This is a genomic window from Thermoplasma volcanium GSS1, assembly GCF_000011185.1.
GTDB classification, from domain to species: domain Archaea; phylum Thermoplasmatota; class Thermoplasmata; order Thermoplasmatales; family Thermoplasmataceae; genus Thermoplasma; species Thermoplasma volcanium.
In genome coordinates this window covers 1,208,535-1,231,932 of sequence record NC_002689.2, presented here as the reverse complement: position 1 = coordinate 1,231,932, position 23,398 = coordinate 1,208,535, and the positions used below count along the sequence as shown (strand labels likewise).

23 protein-coding genes are annotated in these 23,398 nt (G+C 40.3%); 10 read left to right on the top strand and 13 right to left on the bottom strand.

What is annotated here, in order from left to right:
• Positions 1-21: 21 nt before the first annotated feature.
• Together TVG_RS06290 and TVG_RS06285 are read right to left on the bottom strand one after the other, a co-directional pair.
• Complete coding sequence (locus TVG_RS06290) at positions 22-603, bottom strand: KH domain-containing protein (protein WP_010917434.1); 582 nt, start codon at positions 601-603, stop codon at positions 22-24.
• 106 nt (positions 604-709) lie between these two features.
• Positions 710-1,897, bottom strand: coding sequence for an acyl-CoA dehydrogenase family protein (locus tag TVG_RS06285; protein ID WP_048054141.1), 1,188 nt, complete (start codon positions 1,895-1,897; stop codon positions 710-712).
• 722 nt (positions 1,898-2,619) lie between these two features.
• Here TVG_RS06285 and TVG_RS06275 point away from each other — a divergent pair.
• Complete coding sequence (locus tag TVG_RS06275) at positions 2,620-2,946, top strand: hypothetical protein (RefSeq protein WP_070097249.1); 327 nt, start codon at positions 2,620-2,622, stop codon at positions 2,944-2,946.
• A 59-nt stretch (positions 2,947-3,005) separates the two neighbouring features.
• A complete protein-coding gene (locus tag TVG_RS06270; RefSeq protein ID WP_010917431.1) occupies positions 3,006-3,872 on the top strand; it encodes a tetratricopeptide repeat protein in 867 nt (288 codons plus the stop codon).
• Here TVG_RS06270 and TVG_RS06265 read toward each other — a convergent pair.
• Genes TVG_RS06265 through TVG_RS06255 form a run of 3 tightly spaced genes read right to left on the bottom strand, consistent with a single transcriptional unit; the run spans position 3,811 to position 8,069 of the window.
• Positions 3,811-6,363: a tetratricopeptide repeat protein gene (locus TVG_RS06265; protein ID WP_010917430.1), complete on the bottom strand. Its 2,553-nt coding sequence runs from the start codon at positions 6,361-6,363 to the stop codon at positions 3,811-3,813. The genes TVG_RS06270 and TVG_RS06265 overlap by 62 nt on opposite strands.
• A 51-nt stretch (positions 6,364-6,414) precedes the next feature.
• Positions 6,415-7,167, bottom strand: coding sequence for a dihydroorotate dehydrogenase electron transfer subunit (locus TVG_RS06260; RefSeq protein WP_010917429.1), 753 nt, complete (start codon positions 7,165-7,167; stop codon positions 6,415-6,417).
• Positions 7,164-8,069: a dihydroorotate dehydrogenase gene (locus tag TVG_RS06255; RefSeq protein WP_010917428.1), complete on the bottom strand. Its 906-nt coding sequence runs from the start codon at positions 8,067-8,069 to the stop codon at positions 7,164-7,166. Before TVG_RS06255 ends, TVG_RS06260 begins: the two co-directional genes overlap by 4 nt.
• A gap of 164 nt (positions 8,070-8,233) precedes the next feature.
• Between TVG_RS06255 and TVG_RS06250 the strand changes: the two genes are divergently transcribed.
• Together TVG_RS06250 and TVG_RS06245 are read left to right on the top strand one after the other, a co-directional pair.
• Positions 8,234-9,448: an MFS transporter gene (locus tag TVG_RS06250; RefSeq protein WP_010917427.1), complete on the top strand. Its 1,215-nt coding sequence runs from the start codon at positions 8,234-8,236 to the stop codon at positions 9,446-9,448.
• Between the two features lie 43 nt (positions 9,449-9,491).
• Positions 9,492-10,751 (top strand): hydroxymethylglutaryl-CoA reductase, degradative, encoded by a 1,260-nt coding sequence (locus tag TVG_RS06245; RefSeq protein WP_010917426.1) that lies wholly within the window; start codon positions 9,492-9,494, stop codon positions 10,749-10,751.
• Position 10,752: 1 nt separating this feature from the next.
• Here the strand turns inward: TVG_RS06245 and TVG_RS06240 are convergent, their stop codons facing one another.
• Positions 10,753-11,340, bottom strand: coding sequence for an alpha/beta fold hydrolase (locus TVG_RS06240; protein ID WP_010917425.1), 588 nt, complete (start codon positions 11,338-11,340; stop codon positions 10,753-10,755).
• 102 nt (positions 11,341-11,442) lie between these two features.
• On the opposite strand from TVG_RS06240, the gene TVG_RS06235 reads away from it, so the two are divergent.
• Complete coding sequence (locus tag TVG_RS06235) at positions 11,443-11,973, top strand: Holliday junction resolvase-like protein (protein ID WP_010917424.1); 531 nt, start codon at positions 11,443-11,445, stop codon at positions 11,971-11,973.
• A 33-nt stretch (positions 11,974-12,006) separates the two neighbouring features.
• On the opposite strand, the gene TVG_RS06230 is transcribed toward TVG_RS06235, so the two are convergent.
• Both TVG_RS06230 and TVG_RS06225 read right to left on the bottom strand, forming a co-directional pair.
• Positions 12,007-12,402: a hypothetical protein gene (locus TVG_RS06230; protein ID WP_010917423.1), complete on the bottom strand. Its 396-nt coding sequence runs from the start codon at positions 12,400-12,402 to the stop codon at positions 12,007-12,009.
• Positions 12,403-12,458: 56 nt separating this feature from the next.
• The gene (locus TVG_RS06225) at positions 12,459-12,971 is read right to left on the bottom strand and encodes a hypothetical protein (protein WP_010917422.1); all 513 of its coding nucleotides are present in this window, start codon (positions 12,969-12,971) and stop codon (positions 12,459-12,461) included.
• 97 nt (positions 12,972-13,068) lie between these two features.
• On the opposite strand from TVG_RS06225, the gene TVG_RS06220 reads away from it, so the two are divergent.
• The 4 genes from TVG_RS06220 (at position 13,069) to TVG_RS06205 (ending at position 17,947) form a co-directional block, all read left to right on the top strand.
• Positions 13,069-14,832, top strand: coding sequence for an MFS transporter (locus TVG_RS06220; RefSeq protein WP_010917421.1), 1,764 nt, complete (start codon positions 13,069-13,071; stop codon positions 14,830-14,832).
• The gene (locus TVG_RS06215; RefSeq protein ID WP_010917420.1) at positions 14,829-15,260 is read left to right on the top strand and encodes a MarR family winged helix-turn-helix transcriptional regulator; all 432 of its coding nucleotides are present in this window, start codon (positions 14,829-14,831) and stop codon (positions 15,258-15,260) included. The genes TVG_RS06220 and TVG_RS06215 overlap by 4 nt, the downstream gene beginning before the upstream one ends.
• 57 nt (positions 15,261-15,317) lie before the next feature.
• Complete coding sequence (locus TVG_RS06210; RefSeq protein WP_010917419.1) at positions 15,318-16,517, top strand: CaiB/BaiF CoA transferase family protein; 1,200 nt, start codon at positions 15,318-15,320, stop codon at positions 16,515-16,517.
• A gap of 65 nt (positions 16,518-16,582) precedes the next feature.
• Positions 16,583-17,947, top strand: a complete 1,365-nt coding sequence (locus TVG_RS06205; RefSeq protein WP_010917418.1) for an MFS transporter — start codon at positions 16,583-16,585, stop codon at positions 17,945-17,947.
• A 13-nt stretch (positions 17,948-17,960) separates the two neighbouring features.
• Here TVG_RS06205 and TVG_RS06200 read toward each other — a convergent pair whose 3' ends face one another.
• The 5 genes from TVG_RS06200 to TVG_RS06180 all read right to left on the bottom strand — a co-directional run bounded on the left by TVG_RS06200 (position 17,961) and on the right by TVG_RS06180 (position 22,911).
• Complete coding sequence (locus tag TVG_RS06200; protein WP_010917417.1) at positions 17,961-18,503, bottom strand: hypothetical protein; 543 nt, start codon at positions 18,501-18,503, stop codon at positions 17,961-17,963.
• A gap of 99 nt (positions 18,504-18,602) precedes the next feature.
• Positions 18,603-19,823 carry a 2,3-bisphosphoglycerate-independent phosphoglycerate mutase gene (locus tag TVG_RS06195; RefSeq protein ID WP_010917416.1) on the bottom strand — a complete coding sequence of 407 codons (1,221 nt, stop codon included), beginning with the start codon at positions 19,821-19,823 and terminating at the stop codon, positions 18,603-18,605.
• Between the two features lie 215 nt (positions 19,824-20,038).
• Entirely contained in the window at positions 20,039-21,493 is a 1,455-nt protein-coding gene (locus tag TVG_RS06190; protein WP_010917415.1) for an NAD(P)-dependent oxidoreductase, read from the bottom strand.
• Positions 21,494-21,550: 57 nt separating this feature from the next.
• Positions 21,551-21,931, bottom strand: coding sequence for a DUF1634 domain-containing protein (locus TVG_RS06185; protein WP_010917414.1), 381 nt, complete (start codon positions 21,929-21,931; stop codon positions 21,551-21,553).
• Positions 21,928-22,911, bottom strand: a complete 984-nt coding sequence (locus TVG_RS06180; protein WP_010917413.1) for a sulfite exporter TauE/SafE family protein — start codon at positions 22,909-22,911, stop codon at positions 21,928-21,930. The genes TVG_RS06185 and TVG_RS06180 overlap by 4 nt, the downstream gene beginning before the upstream one ends.
• A 134-nt stretch (positions 22,912-23,045) precedes the next feature.
• Here TVG_RS06180 and TVG_RS06175 point away from each other — a divergent pair, with 134 nt between their 5' ends.
• Positions 23,046-23,255: a hypothetical protein gene (locus TVG_RS06175; protein ID WP_010917412.1), complete on the top strand. Its 210-nt coding sequence runs from the start codon at positions 23,046-23,048 to the stop codon at positions 23,253-23,255.
• Positions 23,256-23,398 lie beyond the last annotated feature (143 nt).

The window sequence follows — 23,398 nt, the reverse complement described above, 5'->3', positions numbered from 1 at the left end:
AGAGATATAATGATTTCCCAATCATCCGAATGACTCCTCAATACGTTTGTACTTCAACTCTCTAGCTCTCTTTTCAAGGAATGCATAGACGGTTCTGTGTTTCTTTCCGTTTATTATCATGTTTATCGCTTCTTCTGCATACGTTACAGCCAGGTAATCACCTATTATGGATATCGTATCCCCATAAACCGAGAGGTAAGATCCAGTTAGCTCTTCGATTATAGCTCTAGTTTTTCCTCCCGTACCTATCACTCTAGCCTTGATTTGAGTTATCTTGCTCGACCCTGGTTTTGCGAATTCTCTGAGTGATATTATTACCAATTGCATGTTTTCTTCAAAGAGGAGCATGGCCTTTCCTGGATTAAATCCTCTGCCAATGGCTTGCACGACGTTTTTGGCGATGCTCGATTTGACAGCATCACCTAGCTGATCAATACTTACCTCTGCCTCTGCGGTGTCTATCGTCAGCTTTACTTCTCCCATTTCCTCTATTTTCTTTTTAACTTCGCCATCTTTGCCTATGACTACTTTAATTCTGTCTTTTGGAACTCTTATAGCTTCAAGAAACATCTCGATCTCACCGCAAATAACTATTGTTTCCAAGCATATCAAGGTTGCCGTTCCAGTTCGACGCGATAGAGTATGAACGTGTAATTATTGGTTATATACCATAAAAATTTGAAAGAGCATTGTAGATAAAAATTTCTAATTATTTTATGAATTCCTTTCCCAAGGTTTCTCTGGCAATTATGATTTTCATTATTTCTCTAGAGCCTTCAGCGAGCTGGAAGGATCTTATTCCCCTTAATGCCCACTCTTCTGGGCAATCCTTTGAATATCCATAGGCTCCTTGCCATTGCATAGCATCATTGACTGCATCGAATCCCCATGTGGTAGATATGAGCTTAGCCATGGCTATCATTTTGCTTACTTGGAATCTGCTATATTTCCCGTATCTCTGCTCTTGATCGTATATCCACAGTGCCTTGTATGCAAAGTTAAGTGCAGCCTCCATCTTTGCAACATCGTCTGCCAATTGGAATTGAAGCCCCTCGAAGGTTGCAATGGAATTTCCAAAGGCTTTCCTTTGCTTCATGTACGCAGCTCCGTTTTCTATCGATTTTAAGGCCATTGATGCAGATATAACCGAGATTAAGCCCCTGGCAAATTCAAAACCTTCATGCACTATATTGAAGCCCCTATTTTCCTGTCCAATTAAGTATTTAGCTGGAACGTGCAGATCATTAAACCTTAGTGTGCCCCAAGAGGACCCTTCCCTACCCATTTCTTCGAGATAACCGATCTCTATTTCCTCAGAATAGGGTATGTAGAGCAATGAAATGCCTCTTGCGCCAGCCTTTGGATCAGTCTTTACCACTGTTACGTAGCCTCCTCCGATTTCCTTGATATCCCTTACAAGGCTTATGAACGATTTTTCACCATTCACAATATATTCGTCGCCCTTCTTCACGGCTACTGTATCTATGCCAGCTACATCGGATCCATGTCCGGACTCTGTAGAGCCTATGCCAGTTATAAGGCTTCCTCTAGCAACCTTTTGCAGGATTCCGGAAAAGACTTCAGGATTACCGTATTTGCTTATAAGGTACGACCATGCGTTGTCAACTAGAAAGAGAACTGGTATGGATGCAGTTGGATCAGCCCTCGCAATTTGCTCTGCGACAATACCTGTTGAAACGGCATCCATTCCCATCCCACCGTACTTTTCAGGAATAGCCATGCCCAAAAAACCCATTTTTGCTAACCCATCGAAAACTTCTTTTGGTATGCGTCTGTCTTTTCTCATTCTTTCAATATTTGGTGCAATAACTTTTTCTGCAAAGTCTTTTGCTGTACTTTGCAGCAGCTTTTGATCCTCTGTAAAATCGAAATCCATAGACATATAGCGGTAATCACGTTAAATTTTTTTGCTAATTTGACGTTGTCAATTTTTTTGTTGATTTTTAATAGATCGGTATATCGAATGAGATGATGAATGAGGATCATGAAATGGTGCGGGTAGATTCATATATAGTATATATCTGTGTATGCTATAAGGCCATAACACAGAATATTCCACCATCCGATAAATTGAAAGATATCATGTACGAATTTACTGGTATGGTTAATTTCATGCTGAATATTATTGTCGATAAAAATATTATATCAAGATATTCTTTATCAAAGTAAATTTATAATTAACTTGAAGAATACGAGATGCTTTCATATTATTATTCAAAGATAAGTAACATGGCAGTCGCACTCGTTAAAGCCTAAAGGGAAAGAATACTATGGTCTTAATATCGATAGAGATGTTAATGCATACACGAATGTAGCGAGAAGTGTTCGTACATGTTCGAAAAGATCCTTTAAAGGCTCGTTAATTGAAGATGTTGAGCAGACGGCAAGAAGCCAAACGTCAACGGACATTTGATAAAGCCACTAATTTTGTCGAGGATTAAATTCTAATTTCCTAATTATGGTTGTTTGCATTGTACCTATAAAAAATCAAAAATAAGCGATGATCAGTCTTTATCGCCAAATCGATAGTAGAATAAATGGTTATAACTGAATCATTAAAATCTATTAAGTGATTACAAAATAGCAAGGGTAATCGATATGTCATGGTGTGAATTTCAGGTGGGTGCCGGGAAAGTGCTAGTTGATGAGAATATAACCTCATCATTAAACGGCAAGTACATACTTTTGACTACTAGAGTTGAGAGCGGGCCCTGCCTTGACGGCATGTGCCAAGTCATAAGGGAATTGCAGGCAGAAATAGTCGATAGGGTTTCGGAGAATTTGCTATTCTTTGGTAATGAAAAGGTAAAAATAGCCATGGATAAGTCAGTTTACAATTCAATAAATAAGGGTAGGGAGGAGATAAAGCTAAAATATGGGCGTGGCTATAAGCTCTTTGTCTCTGGATTTTCATATGTGACGTAGAGTATACATATGAGATTGCAAATAATCTATTTACAAAATGGCCCTATGAAAATAACTTGATGAATGATTATTATGACCTCTTGGATAGAGTTAAAATACTAATAAAGTTAGGAAGATACAAGGAGGCCCTTCGAATAATAGATGAAGTGATTGAGGATTCACCTGACGTTTCTTTCCTATACTATAAAATATCAATACTCTTTACTTGCCGGCGCTTTGAAGAAGCCAAATCCACACTTAATACTGCAATATCAATCTTTCCAGGAAGCACCGTATTCAGAATATGGAAAATGGTGCTTGCACTTGAAACAAAGGATGTTTTATCTATGGCGCAGATCAATTTCAATGATAACTCCGTTGCATCGAGTCAACTCAATGCCCCGTTCCAGAGTATGGATTTTAACGATAACTATGCTTACACATTTTCCAAATCCGTGCGAGATCTGATAATGAAGCTGGGCAAAAGTGCTATATACTGCGACCTTCAGCAGCTCAAAGAGAAGATTTTGACGGAAAGGATAAGTACTGAAACTATAAATGGGCTATACACAGATATAATGGACTATAGGAATAGAGACATTGTAGAACTCAGTTCATACGGTCGGGCATTCTATTTCTATTCAATAGGGAGGATCGGAGATTCTTTCATAGAGATAAGCTCTCTTCCCGATCATGAAGTTTTCAAAGCCTTTATATTAGGCAAGTACTCAGATTTCCTAAAACAAACCTACGAAATTGCAGATCCGTATACAAGGGCGGTGCGTTTTCATATACTGCGGCTTCGAGAATTAAGCCTCAAAGAAATAGAAACAGCTAGTTATATAGGCATGGACGAACTAGTTATGTCCAAGAGGATAATAGAGTTCAATGGTAGTTCGTTATCAACGCAAGTAGTCGTGAATAAGGTTCCGGAGTCACATTTATAAGGTGGTGCAGATCGTCTGGGATGCCAGAGAACTTATAAAGTGCAAATGCATTTAATATTACTGGCATAAGGCCTTTCAGCGTGCCATTTACGTGATCTTCCTCTATGATCCTATATTTCGAAGATTTTATCGCATCAAAGTTTCCGTCGTATATCGATCTGAATATTTCGAATGAATCATCGTAAAACTGGATAGTTGTGGGAGGTTTCTGCATTCTTTCAAAATGTCTCCTGAAACCGTCCAGATCTCCAATTGAAAGCAGTATAACTGCCTTGTGGAATGAAGCGTTTACGATTACGTAAGGAATTTTCATTTTATATGCAGCTTCTTCAGCCATATCAACGTAGTGCTTGGCCATTTCTTGATTTTCTATAATTCTGTAGTAATAGGCAAGAGCTATGAGGAAGGTGCTTGTGTAATCATCTGTAAAGTTTGTGCTATCTATTTCCTGCGTATCAATGTTAGGATCTTCGCCAGTCAAGACATAATTTATAATCTTGTGAAAAATTATAGCCATTATCTTCTGATCTTCCATTATGGCATTTTCTATCGCAAGCTCTGCATATTTCTTTGCCATCTTAAAGTCAAGGAGGCCAACATAGTACATAGTGAGGAAACGGTATATATGGAAAGAAACACGCTTCTCGCTTACTACGTCGAGAATCCTCATCATTAATGGGATGTAGCCTTCAGCATACTCTTGTTTTCCTATAACATAGTATATTTCGGAAAGGTTGTAAATAGCATATATTCTAGAAACTAGATCGCCGGTACTATAGGTAGTCTCTATTAACTCCTTGAGTATGCTTATCGCAAGATCGTACTTTCCTGTATATACGTCTATAAGGGCTATATTGTTAAGGTTTCTCGATATCTCTGCATAGTTTGATAACTTTCTGTTAATTTCAAGAGCTTCATTGTATTTCTTTAGCGCATCGCCATATCTATACGAAGTCATGTCAATGTTTCCAAGAATATTCAATATACCAGCTTTAACTCCAGACATGTTCTCAGCATCAATTTTCCCAAGGAGGGGTGTAAGCATATCTATAGTATCTTTGTATCTTCCCATTCTATAATATAGGGCGGCTATCCTATAACTTATTATCGTCTGAGGATAGTCATCGGTGAAATTATTCTTTGCATCTTCTAATATCTTCTCGGCTTCCTCAAACTTCCCCATATTAGAATATATCGATGAGAGGTCTATCATTGAATCTAAATCATGGTCTGGCTTTATATCCATATAGCATGAAATAGCCTTGTCAAAACGCCCTTTAAGGTAGTAGGCATGGCAGAGTACTTTTTTTACATCAGAGTCCTCAGAAAACACATTTCCCAGCTGTTCAAGATCTTCTATTACCTCATCCACTGAGTTATATCCGTCGACAAGAGATTGGCCCTTTTCCTTTATTATATCCCTTATTTCGTCTAGCTTATTGGCCTTCATAAGTATGTGCATTCTTTGAGCCGGGGGCATCCTCATGAACAATTGGCTCGATTCTATTAGGCTCGTCATGTAAGCTATATCGGAAGTTTTCATGCTTTTTTCAACGCTTCTTCTAATTTTATCGCTGTAGAACCCTACAACCTGGCCATTAAATTTTACGAGCCCCTTATCTTCAAGCTTTCTAATGATATTGAGCACTTCAGTCCTTTTTCGATTAAGGATAATGGCTGCAGAATCAACATCGATGTCGTTGCTTAGCATAACCATGAGGTACGCCACGTTCTTTTCCAGATCTGTCAGGGAATTGATCATTTTTTCATAGTATAGTTCAGTGGTTGGCGGGACAGGTATATATCGGAAAGACACGGTATTGATCTCCTTACGGTCGTTTATGACTCCTAGATCTTGATAGTATCTAAGTGCATACTTCATAGAATCAATGTTATAGTTCGTAAGCCTTGCAATTTCTTTTACGAAGTCATCCGGTAACTTATATCCCATCTTTTTTACTAGAAATGCTATATCTTCTATTGTCGGCTTTTCTATCTTAATTATATTGATGTAGTCCTCGCTTGCTATTAAATTAATGAATCTATCATATTCGTCAGTACTGTCTGCATTGTATGTCCCTATAAGAGTTACGTTGCGATTCCTTGATATCCTGCACATATACAGAAATAAGTTCTTAGATTCCATAGATAGCTTCTCAACACCATAGACAGCTATCACGATCTTTTCCTTGTTGTTTCTTGTAAATTCATCGTACTCCTTTATAATCGTATTCTTATCCCTTACCTCCGTTTTACCTGTAATTTTATCCATAATAGAGTTGAGCGTCTGATTCTTATACGTTTCACCCACAGAAGGTACCTGCTCAACTCCTGTTCTAAATCCGATCTTCTCTAATTGTTTAATTACTATATCTATAACATCCTTTTTTCCTATTGATCGCTCTCCGAATACTAAATAAGACGCCTGTCCTTTAGGTATGGTAGAGACTATAAAGTCCGGCATTTGTTGGAGAGTAAGGGCTTTTTCCATAACCAAAAATAGAATCACTAAAATTAAGGATTTCCTCCTTAGATCACAATTTCATTTCACATTCAGCCTTATCCTCCTACCGGAATATGTAGTTCTGTACACTCCGAACTCGGGGTTGCCAATTAACTCTTCAATATTAAATACTGGGCCTTCTTTGCATACCTGTTTTCCTCCAAGAGAGCAAGAATCGCATATACCGATGCCACACTTCATAGTTCTTTCCAGCGAGAACTGTACGAATACTTTACGCCCTTTTAATACCTGAAGGACCTTGTACATCATCTGTTCTGGGCCGCATACGTAAATAGCTTCATAACTGTCGATGTTTATTCGCTGTAACAGCTCATGGGCAAATCCATGGAAACCATCAGAGCCATCGTCAGTTGCTATAAATCTCCTTGATTCCGGAAACCTGTCCTTGAATATGAGCTCGTCTCGCGTTTTAGCAGATATTAGGGCGTCTGTTTCCTGGTCAGCTATAGGGTAAAGAGATACAATGCCTGATCCACCACCTACAAGTAGTTTTCGTCCTTCCCTCACATCAAAGCCGTTTCCGTAAGGCCCTCTTAAGAATAGATCATCGCCAGCTTTCAATTCGGTCAACTTTCTGGATGCAGATCCATAAGCCTTTACTGTTATGGATTTTCTCCTCCCTAATCCAGAAAAAGACATAGGTATTTCACCGTACCCTGGAATCCATATCATTGCAAATTGTCCTGGCCTTATATCTTGATCCCAATTGAAATAGAGGGTATTGACGTTTTGTGATTCTTTAACATTTTCTTCAATCTTTAGGTTTATCATCTTTTGATCGCCACCCCGACCATTTCCTCTATTTTTTCAAACCGTTCTTCATCCATAAAGGTGCGGAGCTGCCACTCCATTTCACGGAAAATACCTTTTCCGTACTTGTATAGGGCAGTTCCTATTTGGACAGCTGATGCCCCTGCCATAATATATTCTATTGCGTCTTTGTAGTTTGATATTCCTCCGACACCTATAATTTCCTTGCCAGTTTCTTTCTTAACTTCATAGACGTATCTTATGCCTACCGGCTTAATAGCTGGTCCAGAGAGGCCACCATAGAGGTTCGATAGGACTGGCGAGCGAGAGTATATATCTATTGCCATTGCCTTTACAGTGTTTATGAGCACATAAGCATCCGCTTTTTCAGCAGCTTTTGCTATTTCAATTATGTTGGAGACATTAGGGCTAAGTTTGGCAAATACAGGCACCTTTACTTTTGATTTAATTTCGTTAACAATATCTTCAACTAGATCTGGATCAGAACCAACCTCAAGGCCGAACCCCTTTACATGGGGGCAGCTCAAATTTAGTTCTATTGCGTCAACGCCGTACTCCTCCATCTTCACCGAAAGTTTAGTGAATTCTTCTGCATTATATGCAAATACACTTCCAATTATAGGTCTTTTGGCCTCCTTCGCAATGTTAATCTCTTCGCCAAAGTTTTCAATGCCAGGATTTGATAGGCCAACCGCATTTATTAGACTATCACCATACTCTACTATGACAGGCGTTGGATACCCGTCCCTCTCAGATATGCCAATGGATTTTGTTACAACGGCTGCTGCCCCACGTTCCAGCAATTCTTTCATGGTATAGCCATTTTCATCGAGTATGCCGGAAGCTACCATAAAAGGATTCACGAGTTTTATTCCGGCAAGTGTAGTCGAAATATCAGACATCAGAGGGTTACCGTTTATGAATATGTAAAATCTTCTAAACGCTGCCTACATATTTAGGTCATCTAAAATAAAAATATTCAATCCAACTTCGATATATTTTAAATATTAAATATTTATTAGAAAAGTATATTTTTAAGAAAGAAATCAAGGCGAAGTGAATAGTTATGCCTAAATTCTCAAGATCAACTGTTCTTACAATAATATTGATCCTGGCAGTTACGTTTACGATGCGTATGACGACAAATATGCTAATGACTTCGATTCCTGTTTTGACTAAGTTCACACTTTTAACAACTACGTTTCTTACTTCACTCCCTGTTGCTCTCTATGCTGTTACGGGATTGCTCGCCAATCTTTTCATAAATGGGCGGATAAACAACGGAATGATAGGCAAGGCCATAGCTATTTCCTTGCTTGTGATGGCTTTTACGATGCCACTTTACTTTATGGCATCAAATGTGTGGGAGGTTTCAGCAATATCCGCCCTCGACGGTGTATCCATGGGCCTTGTACCTCCGCTCTTGCTCACTATGATTTCACTCTCATACGACGAAGTTCGGGACAACGTCCTAGGCTTTTATACGTCTGCGCTCTCGATAAGCCTTATAGTTGGAACTTTTTTGCAGGGATATCTCACATCATCCGTGTCAGTATCAGTCCGCTCACTGTTTCTGTACTTTTTTCCCGTACCTCTTCTTTCGGCCATTCTAATGTTTGTGATAGCATCACGTCTTAAAATAAAAGAAGATAGCGGCAGATCTAAAGTCACTACAAAGAAGATCGTTCAAACTATACCGAAATTATTTAAAAATAGAGGCTTCAACTTCGGCTTCTTCGGAAACCTTACCTATTCTTTTCCATTCGTAATAATAATAGCGTACGGTAGTATAATAGCAAAATACTATTCCGGCATTAACCCATCTATCTTCTTTTACGCACTTGCTACATTCTTTGGGGTATCGATGATCACAAGGCTATCTATGTCATTTTATCCGCCGAAAAATAAGTACGATCTCATGCTTGCATCGCTAGTCACTACTGTATTAGGATTTATTGTGTTAATATTTAGCGATAATATTTACCTATTCCTTCTTTCAATGTTTATACTCGGGTTTCCCCATGGTTCTATATACCCTATTGCAACGATGAGCGTTTCATCCTCTGTATCAAAGAGTGAGGTTTCAATAGCATTCGCGACCTTTAATATAATATTCAACATTTTGGGGCTATTGCTGCCACCCGCCTTTGGTTTTATAGCGCAGATCGTTAATATAAGGGTAGCTATGATCGTCATGTTGATACCTATGGCATACATAGCGTACGAATCCCTCAAGAACGGATCTATAATAAGGAGAATGCCGTCGTCTAGTCCGCAGTAACGTTAAAGGTTAAAATTATTATAATTTACCATTATATTCGAATATGGTTTCATCTGAGGTATCTGGATTTTACAAGATGACTGTTGATGAGCGTCTAAATTTCGTGAAGGAGTTCAGCAGACTCAGCGATGATGATATTCGCATATTGAGAACCAATGGATCCTTAGCTATTGACAAGGCAGATAAGATCATAGAAAACGTGATAACAACTATTGAAATGCCATTGGGGATAGCGGTAAATTTTTTGATAAATGGAAAGGACTACCTGATACCTATGGCAATCGAAGAGCCATCCGTTGTTGCTGCAGCTTCCAATGCGGCGAAGGTCGCAAGGAAGAGCGGAGGTTTCAACGCTTATGCCACTGAACCTGTAATGATAGGAGAAATCCAGGTTCTAGGCATAGATTCGCTTTACCTTGCCAAGATGAATATACTTAGGGATAAATCGAGGATACTGGAACTAGCTAATACAAGGAGCAAAACTCTCTCTTCGCTTGGAGCTGGGGCTAAAGATATAGAGGTAAACGTATACGAAAGGCCTCACAGGATGCTGATCGTACACCTAATCGTTGATGTTAGGGATGCCATGGGTGCAAATGTAGTTAACAGCATGTGTGAATACGTAGCACCGGAAATAGAAAAAATAACTGGCGGTAGGGTCAATTTAAGGATACTTAGCAATCTTACAAAGTATAGGGTGGCCTATGCATCGGCAGTTTTCAGTAAGGACATTATAGGCAAGGAAGCGGTCGATAACATAGTTGAGGCTTATAGGATGGCCGTAGTAGATATATACAGGGCCTCTACTAATAATAAAGGTATAATGAATGGGATAGATGCAGTGTTAGTAGCAACAATGAATGACTGGCGAGCTGCGGAAGCTAACGCACATTCCTATGCAGCGCTGGAAGGATATGGGCCATTGGCAAAGTATGAGAAGAACTCGAATGGAGATCTCGTTGGAACCATAGAAATCCCCATAGCAGTAGGAACAGTAGGTGGAACCACTGGCAGCATAGACAAGGCAAGGATAGCCAGGAAGATCCTCGGCGTTAGCAACGCAACTGAATTCGCAGGGGTACTGGCTGCGGTAGGCTTGGCCCAAAACTTCTCTGCAGTTAGGGCCCTTGCCACTGAGGGGATTCAGCGTGGGCATATGGAACTGCATGCTAGAAACCTTGCATTATCGGCAGGTGCATCGCCGGAGGAAGTCGACAGTGTTGTCAATGAAATGATATCCTCCAAGGAAATCACCATGAGCAACGCAATAAAAATATTAGAGAAAATGAGGAAAACCAAATAAGTTATGCCCTCAATTTTTTTAAGAATGAAACAACCGCATTATTGAAGGTATTTTTATCATCAAAATAGCAAGCATGATTTGTTCCTATGTTCATGAACTGTGAACTCTTAACATACTTCATGTATGTTTCGTAGTTGCTTCTGTCGGAAACGGTGTCTTTGCTGCCCCATATAAGTAGAGTGGGTTTTCCGTCAAGTTTAGATAGATCTGCATTAAGATCCCTTATGCCTACAGCTCCAACTAGTATTAATGCCAGTACACTTTCGGGTTTGGAAACGGCGAAAGACGCTACTACGTTTCCTCCAAGGGAAGCCCCTAAGAGCGCAGTTTTCTGTATCCCTAATACATCTATGAAATCATTCATAAAATCCCGCAGGTCCTTCCATTGACCACCTTCAGATCTGCCGTATCCAGGAAGATCTACTGAAATTACTCTCATAGGAATAGATGAAACAGCGGAAACAGTTCCTACTTCTACCCAAGTTTCTGATGAAAAGCGCGCTCCATGTACCATTATTATCGGAATCCCGCTACCTTCCTCGATGTAATGAATTTTTTTGGACTTTACCTGTACAAATTGATCACTCATGCGTGATAATGACTTCAATAGATATATGCCCTTTGATCAGTATACTTGATATAAAGCGTTATGCACCATATGCGTTTAATACAGCTTGAAAATATAGTCTTCATGAACCTTATTACATTTCTTATCTTAGTTTTGGCTGCTCTTTTTCTCGTCATAGTTTTGCTTATATTCTATATAGTATCGCTTAAGAGATCGGTGCTCTTAAAACAGCATGAGGTTGAAATGACTCTGAAGAAAGCAAACGAACTTATAAACGAGGCAATGGCATCGCGAGAAGAAGCCATGAAAGAGAAGGAGGAGATAAATAAAAAAATAGAGGATGCGCGTAGAGAATCTGTAAGCAAGAGCAGAGACGTTGTGGTCGGGAGAGTCAGTGAACAGCTAGCTCCTTTTTTTCCAGGATTCAAATATAATCCGAAAGATGTGAGGTTTATCGGTACCCCTATCGATCTTATAATCTTTGATGGGATGGATAACGGTAACATAACATCGATAGTATTTTTAGAGGTCAAGAGCGGTGCATCTAAGCTCACTGAGAGGGAAAAAGCAGTAATGGAAGCTATAAACAGTGGCAGAGTTTCATTTGATATCTATCGAATAAACACCACCAATAGCGCAATAGATGAAATCTAGTAAGAAACTATTTTATAATACAGAAAAATAAGCTTATGTTATCTTTCTCCACCAGTATGGGTAAGACTGCAAAACCTCAAGGTTTGGATATATAGCAGCTATTTTATCTTCCTTCACTATGTGTTCTATGAGAAGTTCCAGGTATTCACCTTCTTCAATCTTATACTCCCTTACTATTTCAGCAGGTATTATGACACTCGGATGATCAAAACCTCTGCTGTCTTTGAAAGTCGATGTTCTACATATAGCCTTTTCGTTTATCTTTTGTTTTAGCATCTTTAACTTTGGGTCATAGGATCCTACAATTGTTAACAAGAGGAATTCATCAGGCTTGCCTTCCAGTGAAGTGTATACCGCTGTTTCAACACTTAGTCTGACAAAGTATCTATCCCCTTCACGCCTCACCATTTCAACGGCTCTCTCAGGCATATATAATCGAATAGCTAGGAATATATAACTTTTTTGTCATATGCACTTTTGCATTTCTATTGCAAAGTCATAAATATAAGAGGTAGATAGGTCGATACACCCTGATCCGATATAAATAGAATAACGACATCGTACGGGATATCCGGTTTCATCATAGGTATTGCTTCCTTGTTAATATATAGTTTGAGGCTGTAGTTGATAGGCACCGAAGAAACATTTGCCAACTCCACATAATTTCCAGTACCGTTAAAGAACGTCAGATTAGTCCATGAGTAAGTACTAGAGTTTAATGGCGATATGTCATAAACGTATACTGTATTGGATGTTGAGTTTAACGTAAAATTGAGATATATATAGTTAGTATTTTGCGATACTAAATATATTGGATAAGTTGTATTATTTACGGTTTTTGTAAGAGAAGGCTTGAGATCAGGTTTAACCTTTATGTTACCTGATATTTTTAGCGTTTCTGAAGTAGATGAAGAATTGTGTATAACTTCGTAGGCGACACCGGCAAAAACTATAAGAACTATAACGCTGATTGCTACCGTTGCATTTCTTGAAAGCATGAAAGGGGATTTCATTTAAGTATAAAACGTTTTTTAGTAATTAATTAATAAATAATTTATTAGTTATCTATTTATACATGTATAACATTCACCAACCATGGTTCAGTATAAGTGGATAGCGCTTTCGAATACTACCATAGGCGTGCTTATGGCATCGATAAACGCTACGATACTAATGATTTCTCTTCCTGCGATATTCAGAGGCATCGACCTAAATCCCTTCCTCCCATCATCGTTCCAGTACCTCCTTTGGATATTGATGGGATATATGGTAGTTACAGCTGTGCTTCTTGTAACTGTTGGGAGGCTATCAGATATATTTGGGAGGGTAAGGCTATTCAACTTTGGCTTTCTTATATTTACCGTCGGATCTATACTGCTTTTCTTAACGCCTGGCAAGGGGACAACAGCTGCAACTGAATTAATATTTTTCAGGATGATCCAAGCAGTTGGAGGTTCCTTCCTCTTTGCTAATTCAGCCGCTATAATTACCGATGCTTTCCCCGCTGGTGAGAGGGGGAAGGCCATGGGCATAAACCAGATAGCAGGGTTGGCAGGATCATTGATAGGTCTCATAATAGGAGGGATACTCGCCACGATAAATTGGAGGTATGTTTTTCTTGTGAGTGTTCCAGTTGGTGTGCTTGGTACCGCATGGTCGTATCTAAAGCTCAAAGATCAGTCTATAAGGAGAAAGGACGAAAAGATAGACGTACCAGGCAACTTGACTTTTGCTGGTGGCCTTACGCTAGTCCTTATAGCTATAACATATGGTTTAATGCCCTATGGTTCATCCAGCATGGGATGGACAAACCCATGGGTTCTCACCGCTATGATCATCGGAATCGGAATGCTGGTAGCCTTCCCATTCATAGAACTGCATGTTGACCAGCCTATGTTTGACATGCATCTTTTCAAGTACAGAGGTTTCACATTTGGAAACTTTGCAGGATTCTTCCAGTCGATGGGTATGGGCGGAGTAATGTTTATGGTCATTATACTGCTCCAGGGAATCTGGTTGCCTCTTCATGGTTATTCCTACACCTCCGTTCCATTTTGGGCAGGTATATACACCATACCAATGATGGCCGGCTTTGTCATACTTGGTCCAATAAGCGGAGCCCTATCTGATAAGATAGGAGCCAGACTCCTAACGACTGTCGGTATGATCATAGGTGCAGTTGCTTTCATACTCCTAACTTTATTCCCATATAACTTCAGCTATCCACCTTTCGCAGCCACTTTATTCTTGATGGGTGCTGGCATGGGCATGTTCGGAGCACCGAACATAACTGCCGTCATGAACTCACTGCCAGCTCATTACAGAGGAACAGGTTCAGGAATGAGAGCCACCCTTCAAAACACAGGCCAGACTGCGAGTATGGGTATATTCTTTTCCATAGTGCTTATAACGCTGTCTAGTTATCTCTCATCCTCATTCAATACAGCATTAGCATCTGCAGGTGCATCTGTACTAATACCTGTATTTGATAAGATCCCAGCAACTTCGGCGTTATTCTCGGCATTTCTTGGATACAACCCAATGGGGACTATACTGTCCCTTCTGCCGTCAAGCTTTGTTTCTCTAATAAGCCCATCATCACTATCGATCCTTGAAGGAACCCACTGGTTCCCGCTTGCTCTGGCACCTGCTTTCATGAAGGCACTTCATGATTCATTTTATGCAGGGGCCGGGATACTCATTATAGCAGCTGTTCTTTCGGCGTTACGTGGAAAGAGGTTTATTTATGACGAAAACATAAATAAAGAGGCGCAGGTTCAAGAGATCGGAAAGTCTATTACGGTGTCAAGCGTAGGTCCTGAAGTTAAAGTCAACGCTGGAAGGGATGGAAAGAAATGATCGAAGAAAAATGCACCAATCTCATGGATATCTGGCACATGTTCATCAGGGTATTCAACCTAAGCAAGAAAAAAATGGGTGAATCGCTATCACACATCTCAGCGAAGCCGATAGAAGTAAGAATACTGTACCTCCTCTCCGAAGACGAATCTACTGTGAATAAGCTTGCAGAATTAACTGACGTTACACCTGCGTGGATAACGGGGACACTTGATGAGATGGAAAGTCAGGGGCTTATAGTTAGGTCAAGAAGCGGAGAGGACAGAAGGGTAGTAAATGTTCATATAACTGAAAAGGGCATAGAAGTTCTAAATGAGAGCCAAAAGGTATACCTTGATTTCTTGAAAAGATCATTAAGTTCTCTAACCGATAGCGAATTAGACGAGTTTCGGCGTATACTAAAGAAAATAGAGGAAACGCTTCAATAAAAGTTTTAAAGTATATAAGTCTCATAAGTTTCTTTATTATTATATACATGACGGTTTATGGATAAGCCATTGTCTGGCATAAAGATCATCGATTTTACTAGGGCAATGTCAGGTCCATTCGCAACAATGATCTTAGGAGATCTTGGAGCAGAAGTGATAAAGGTCGAAAGCCCAGAAGGTGATGAAACAAGAAGCTGGGTACCACCAATGATGAACGGTCAGAGCGCTTATTTTTTAAGTGTAAACAGAAATAAGAAGAGCATAGTTGTAGACCTTAAAAAGAGTGAAGGGAGAGATATAGCGCTAAGGCTAATTGAAGGATCTGACATAGTAGTTGAAAATTTTAGGCCAGGGGTAGCTGAAAAGCTCGGTATATCTTACGAAGATGCAAAGAGGGTCAACCAGAATGTTATCTACTGCAGCATCTCTGGTTACGGGAGCACCGGTCCTTACATGGGGTTATCCGGATTCGATTTAAGTGTTATGGCGTTTAGCGGGCTTATGAGTATAACTGGGGAACCTAATGGTGGGCCTGTAAAATTTGGAGTGCCTATAGTTGATATAGTTACTGGTATGTTTGCAGCAATATCTATAATATCCGCATTACGCTTTCGGGATAAAACTGGAGAAGGCCAGTACATAGATACAGCAATGATAGATTCAGCAGTAGGTATTCTTACGCATCAGGCTACGTACTTTTTTGCAACGGGCAAAGACCCTGTTAAGCTCGGATCGGCGCACTCCAGCATAGCCCCCTATCAGGCCTTCCGAACAAAGGATGGATACATTGTAATAACTGCTGGAAGCCAAAAAATATGGGAAAATCTATGTGATGCAATTGAAATGCCAGAACTGAAGCAGGATCCTAGGTTTATGACAAACGAGTTGAGGGTAAAAAACAGGTACGAACTTGTTCCTGTAATAGAGCAATATCTAACAAGGCTGTCGACTTCACAAGCATACAGCAAACTCACAAAATATGGTGTACCTTGTTCACCGGTAAACACTGTATCAGAAGCGTTGAAGAGTGATCAGGTCAATTATAGGGACATGGTAGTCGGTGTGTTTAGCGACATTTATGGCAAGGTAAAGCTTATAAACTCCCCTCTTAAGATGAGCAGGACTCCTGGGCAGATATTTTCCGCCCCGCCTGTATTGGGGCAGCATACTATAGATGTGCTAAAGGAATTTGGCTTTAGGTCGGAAGAAATTTCTAATTTAATTGACAGCAAAACAATAATAGCTTATCAAAAATAAATGTGTAGAATAATTAATTAGATAAATGTAGAAAAATATTAATATTGCTACGAGTTGACGTAGCAATGGCTGATACTACAAATATTGAAGGGTTTAAAGCCCTTGAAAGATTTGGAAGAGATTCTGCAAAGGCCACAGGATCCCAGTTTCTTGGATTCTTGCTTGATTCCTTTGATCTAACAATGATACTGTCCATTGCACCTGTTGTAGCTGCCGTGCTTTTGCCTCCGTCTTCGCCTCTCATTGCAGTTTTTTCGGTGATACTTGCGTATTCTCTTACCATAATTTTTAGGCCTGTTGGATCCGCGATATTTGGGCATATAGGCGATAGGCTTGGTAGAAGGACAGATCTCATAATAACTGTCCTAGGGCTTGGGATCGTAAGTGCCCTTACATCTGCACTTCCGACGTATGCAAGCGTTGGCATACTGTCGTTCGTCCTCTTCATAATTATCCGTATATTTGTTGGCATATTCGCAGGCGGCGAGTACTCTGCCGGCCATCCATTTGTTATGGAATGGACCCCGTTTAGGTGGCGTGGGCTGATAAGTGGCCTCGTCCAAGGCGGCTTCTCATTCGGTGCTCTTGCGGCAGCAGCTACAGTTGCTGTGTTTACTCACATATACGGTGAAACCGGCCTTGTTAGTTATGCTTGGAGATACCTCTTCCTTACAACTTTGATTCCAGCAGCTATTGCATTAGCCATAAGGCTTTCCATGAAGGATACCCCAATATTTACTGAATTAAAGGAAAAGAATAAGATTAGGAGGTCTCCATTTATCGATTTGTTCAAGAAACCTGTTCGAAAGGATTTCTTGCAGGTCATGATCTGGATGACTGGTATGTTCTTTTATGCATACGCACTCTTTGCCTATGTTCCAACGATACTTGAACATGCACCGTCTGCCTGGTCTTCAAATTTAGGGCTGGCAACTACGGTGTATACGATAGGTACTGCCGGGGCATTCTTCGGCGCTTTTGGATTTGGAATAGCCAGCCAGAAAGTTGGCAGGAGAAAGCTAACTCTTATCTGGGCAATAATGACTATAATAATATCAGTACCAATGTATTACGGCCTTATGAGAGCAGCAGAGCTTGGAAACGTACCATTGGCAGTGTTAATGTCAATAATAATAGGAATAGTTACACAAGGTCCATGGGGTATTGTTCCTGTTTACCTGTCTGAGAGGTTTAAAACTGCTGTTAGGGCCTCAGGAGTGGGGTTCGGCTACTCATCAGGCATCTTCATTGGCGGCTGGTTTAGTATATATGTTCCTTTGATGCATAACTATCTCTTCAAATCGATAGATACATCTACTAACATTTGGTTTTCGACAGCAGTGCTGTTGATGATTGGGGCAATCATAATATTCATTGGCCAATGGATTGGGCCCGAAACGTTGGGGACAAGACTCAGATCAGTTGAATAATATTTTTTATCTTTTATAGATAATCGTACTTATTGTCTTCTACATCTTCATCTTCTTCTACAGGTTCCAACTTTTCCTCACTTCCGGTCTCAGATCTTCGCAGGTTGGATACGAAGCCTCCAAGTATGGAGAAAATCACGACTATCATCAACGAAGAAGGAACAAGCAGAAAAAAGGTGTAAGCAAAACCTACCGAAGAGTAAAGATAAGTGGCTAAATTAGAGACAGAGACCAAATTTGAGCCGGATATGGGCAAAACACCATAGGAAATGTACTGACCTACTTTCCCCAGAATACTATCCTTGTAGGGTAGAAGCGAAATCGAAACTATAACGAAGAGACCTGAAACCGTTAGAGAAGATATAAGGCCGGCCCTTATGCTGCCAGACTTTCTGCCACCTAGATAACCCGCTAACGCAGGGCCAATCACTGGCATCCACCATAGAAGAACCGAAAAAAGCAAGGTATATAAAACACCTGCTTCTTGAGAGTATGGATTTGTATTAGCCTTGATCTCGGATTTTGCTTTCCCTTCATCTGCAGTGGAGTATGCCATCGTCAGACAATATAAGAAAAAGTATTTACACTTATCGATCGCCTGAAATTTAAATATATATTAAAAAATAAATATCTCATTTGTTGATTAAACGGTGAATTACGATCCAAATTTTTCTGCTCTTCCGGCCATCTCCATAAGGATATTCAGCACATCCTGTGTCGTTATCCTAAGAGCCCCCTTCATGGCGCTTACCTCGTCAAAGAGCTTTACATCGTCCGAATAGATGCCGTCGGTGTAAAAGACTATGGGTACAGGATCACCTGAATGATCTTTTACGGAGCATGGTGTGCTATGGTCACCGGTTATCGCCACTACTATTCTATCCGATTGGCCAAGTAGAGGTTCCATGGCTATGTCTATGTCTTCTATAACCCTTCTCTTTAACTCATAGTCCCCGTCATGTCCGGCAACGTCGGTAGCTTTTATGTTTACAAGAACAAAATCGTATCTTTTGGATGCATCTATAGCAGTCTTAATCTTCCCTGTGTAATTCGAATTTATTGTCCCCGCGGCTCCAGGAACATCAATGACGGCCATGCCCAAAAGTCTGCAAAGTCCCTTTAACCACGGGCTGCCAACTACACATGCGCCAGTGATGCCGTTCTTTTCCTGGAACGATGGAATGTCAGGAACCTTGCCAGCACTTCTTATAAGCAACTCATTTCCTGGGATCTGGCCATTCTTCTCTCTTTCTACGTTAACTGGATGATCCCTTAATATTTCCCTGATTCTTTTTAAGTATTCGTTCATGATCTTAGCAGTACTGTCGGCAGAAGGATCAAGCGGCCGAATAGGTTCCGGCGGTTTGCCCTCTGAGTGTGGATCGGAATCTGAGATCTTGTCGGACAAGTTAGGTCCCGATACTACAAGTGCAGCACGATGTTCTACACCACTCTTTACCCTAAACTTATAGTTACCTATATCTATGCTTATGGCACTGGCTAATTGGTCATTTCCGGCGTTAATTCTCCCAGCCCTGCGGTCTATTATTTTTCCGTCCCTATTCGTAGCGAAGTTAGCGCGGAATGCCAGATCTCCCGGTTTCATATCCATATGCAGCCCAAGTGCTTCGAATGGCCCTCTTCCCTGATAGTATACCCTTGGATCGTAACCCAACAATGACATGTGCGAGGTATCTGATCCGCTTCTTATACCTGGAGAGATTGGATGCATTAAACCAGTCATCCCTAAAGAAGCCATTCTGTTCATATTCGGGTGATATGCCGCTTGGAGTGGTGTTCTATAGCCTAAAATTTCTCCTGGCCTGTCTCCTAATCCGTCTAGAACTATCAAAATTATGCTCTTCACATCTATCAAATTTACCCTTAAAATATAAATTATTTGCGAAAAGATGCCATCAATTTATTTTATAGTGTTTATTACATTAAAAAATTATCATCTATTTTTATCTGCTGTTAATATTCAATAAAAGTTTTTATTTAGGTGTAAAATACCGCCCTCTTGGAATCCATCGGTTAATAAATAGGATACACTGCAGCGGCAGTAAAAATGGTTGGATCTTAGTGGCTTGCTTACTCAAGCCCACGAGACGCGTAAGCCTCCGCTGCTGCTGTATATGAATATGGCTTAAACCTATCTAAAAGCGGCAGATCATCGTAGGATACCTGATCCATAACATTGAGGTATCTTAAAATACCCTGAACTGCTATATCCCCATCCCTAACCGCACTTATGAGATCCCTGTTAGGGTTGGTAGAATCCCCTCCGGTAAATACACCCGGTATTGACGTCATTCCGTATTGATCAACTATGGGCTCCCCCCTATCGTTAAGTCTGAGCTTTTCTACATAGCTGCCTAGGAACGAATAATCTGTTTCCTGGCCAGTAGCCTCAATTACCATATCGACTTTTATAGTATAGAATTTATCTTTTATTGGTACAGGCTTTGCCCTTCCTTTTCCCTGTGACACCATTTCGTTTTTCCAGTATTTCATAGCCACAACTCTCCCATTTTCCTTTACATATTCGAAAGGCGTCACTTCCCATACATACTCTACATTTTCCTCTTCCGCCTCTTCCATCTCCTCGTCTGCATTCATACTTGGATATCCAGGCCTATCCACGTCCCTTCTCCGATACATTATATATACGTGCTTCGCTCCCAGTCTTAAGGAAGTCCTAGCAGAGTCGTTGGCTGTGAAACCACCACCTATTACTGCTACGGTTTCTCCGACGTTTATCTTTTCACCAAAACTTACTCTCTCTAAAAATTCCGTAGCGTGCATTACATTAGGTGCATCGCTTCCAGGAGTGCCGGTCATGCGTGGTTTGTGGTTTCCAACACCCAGGAAAATAGCATCATATTCCTTCATTAAGTCTTCGAATTTGACATCTCGTCCAACAGCAGTGTTGAGCTTGACTTGAACACCTCTGGATAATATATACCCTATCTCCTTGTCAAGAACATTCTGCGGAAGTCTGTACCTTGGTATGCCAGTTTTCATAAACCCGCCTAAAGCAGGCCTCTCTTCAAAAACAGTGACTTTCACGCCCTGTAAGGTGAGATAGTAAGCAACAGTCAGCCCAGCCGGGCCACCGCCAACAACAGCAACACGCTTTCCAATAAACTTTCTCTTCTGGGGTTTTAATATTTCGCCATAATCATCAAATTTGTCAGCTGCGTACCTCTTCAGGTGCCTTATGGCTATTGGCCCCCCTCCATCGTACAATACGCAGACATCCTCGCACATATGTGTGCATACTCTGCCAATTATTGCTGGAAACGGAAGTGTTTCCATTATTATTCTGATCGTTTGTGCAGGATCTCCAGCGGCTGTGCTTCTTACGTAACCACCAATATCTAGACTAGCAGGACATGCAGCAGAGCACATATTACAACCTATGCATCTGCTGGCCTCAGCTATTGCTTCTCCATCATTGTAGTTTTCTAATGGCTCTAATTCGAACGTTCCCACTCGCTTGACAGGGTCTGCTTTCCGGATCCTGACTCTTTCAAAACTGAGCATTGGATCACACCTTTCATCATTATTATTTCACTAATAAACCTTCTTTAGCACAAATCCTCAAATATGCGGGATCACAAGCATAGCAAAGAACAGGTTGAAGAGGACTATAATGCTCAATGCAATGTAGAGCTTATTCCTTGTCAGGTAAAAGGATACCAGAGCGATAACGACACTGGTTATGGGTGTAAATACTAGTACCCATAGGCCTGTAGCTATAAAAAATATCCCATCTAGATCGAGTAGACCCTTGGGTATGAGCCCTAAGTATATGAACTTAGAATTCATCTGCGAATGGTAACTAGCTATTTGTGCAAGAGTATATCCTGAACCTCCGTTTTTGACGAATAAAAGTATAACCCCGACGATAATGAAGAACATGCTTATGGAAACGCCAATTCTCAAGGCGTAACTTATTGTTAGATCTCTATCAAATTTCAAGAAACATCACCCCTTGCCTCTATTTTTTTCATAACTTGGAAAAGGATTATTATCGAGATAATTGATATTATTGTTGATATCGCGAACTGTATGTACGGAGATATTGTTATTACGTTTATTATGTAAAGGCCCTTGAGAACCATCTGTATTCCTAGAAACATAAGAATGGCAAAGAAGATCCACCTAATACTTCTGTTAGTTATCCTCACAAGTATTTTCGCACCAAGAAAAGCACCGATCAGAACACCTATGGCAGTGGCAGCTGCTATAAAAGGTTGTATGTATCCGGCATACCAGTATATAGAACTTCCTGTTGCCGCTGTTATTCCTATCATGAAGTTGCTCGACGTGGTAGTTACTTTCATAGGCAAGTTTATAGCCCAGTCCATTCCTAGCACTTTGAGGGCCCCGCTTCCTATGCCAAGGAGCCCTGATATAAGCCCGGCAAAGAACATTATTATTTCGCCAAGCCACCACCTTACTCCGGAGTATTCAACATTCTTGTGAAGCTTTGCATCATAGTACGATCCAGAAAGCTGAAATATTCTTGTTGTCCAGTCAGGCTTCAAGATCTTAGGTATCTCATATTTTCCTCTTTGTATTGTTGGTATTAATGAACCCAGTAGTACCATACCAAATATTACGTATACCAACCAAGAGAGATGATGATCGTAAATATAGACTGCAGTAAGCGAACCAACTATTGCACCAGTAGTAGTTGCTACCTCTAAGCCAACGCCTAACCTGATATTGGCTATCTTTTCCTTCGCATAGGCGCTCGCTGATCCGGCTGAAGTCGCTATAGTCGAAATAAGACTCGCGCCTGTAGCGTATATTATTGGGACTCCATAGAAGAGCGTCAGTACTGGTACCAGTACGGTTCCGCCTCCCAGTCCGGTAAGGGAGCCTATTAATCCGGCTATGAATGCGCCAATGAGTATAGATAGAAACCTGATAACAATCTCGATGATCGTGAGCATTTGCCTTGTTATCTCTTTTTTTTATAAATTGTTTTGCGTGACACACAATATTTATGTCAAATTTCGTAATAATATACGTTGTATTTATTCAACATATGACGAAAAAGATTTTTATTCATAAGCCATAGGGAAATATGGAAACAGATCAAGCAGTTGACAAGATAAAAAGAGACCTGGAGGAACGTTATGGCAAAATAGATGATATCCGGCCGGAAAGGCTTAAATTCGACGAAACTCTGAAAGAATACTCTATGATAGTTAGGTTTAAGTTAGAGAACGAAGAAAGAGTTGTAGTTTACTATTTTAGCAAAGATGGCAACATACTGCGCCACTTCAACCTTTAGTATAGATGTTGTTTTAATCGATAACATACAAATTAATTTAAAATTAGCACACTAAGGAAGTATTGGATGAATTTCAACTCCGTATTAAGAAGTATATATTATGATTCAGTAATTAGTAAAGATAGAAATGATTATAACTTGGT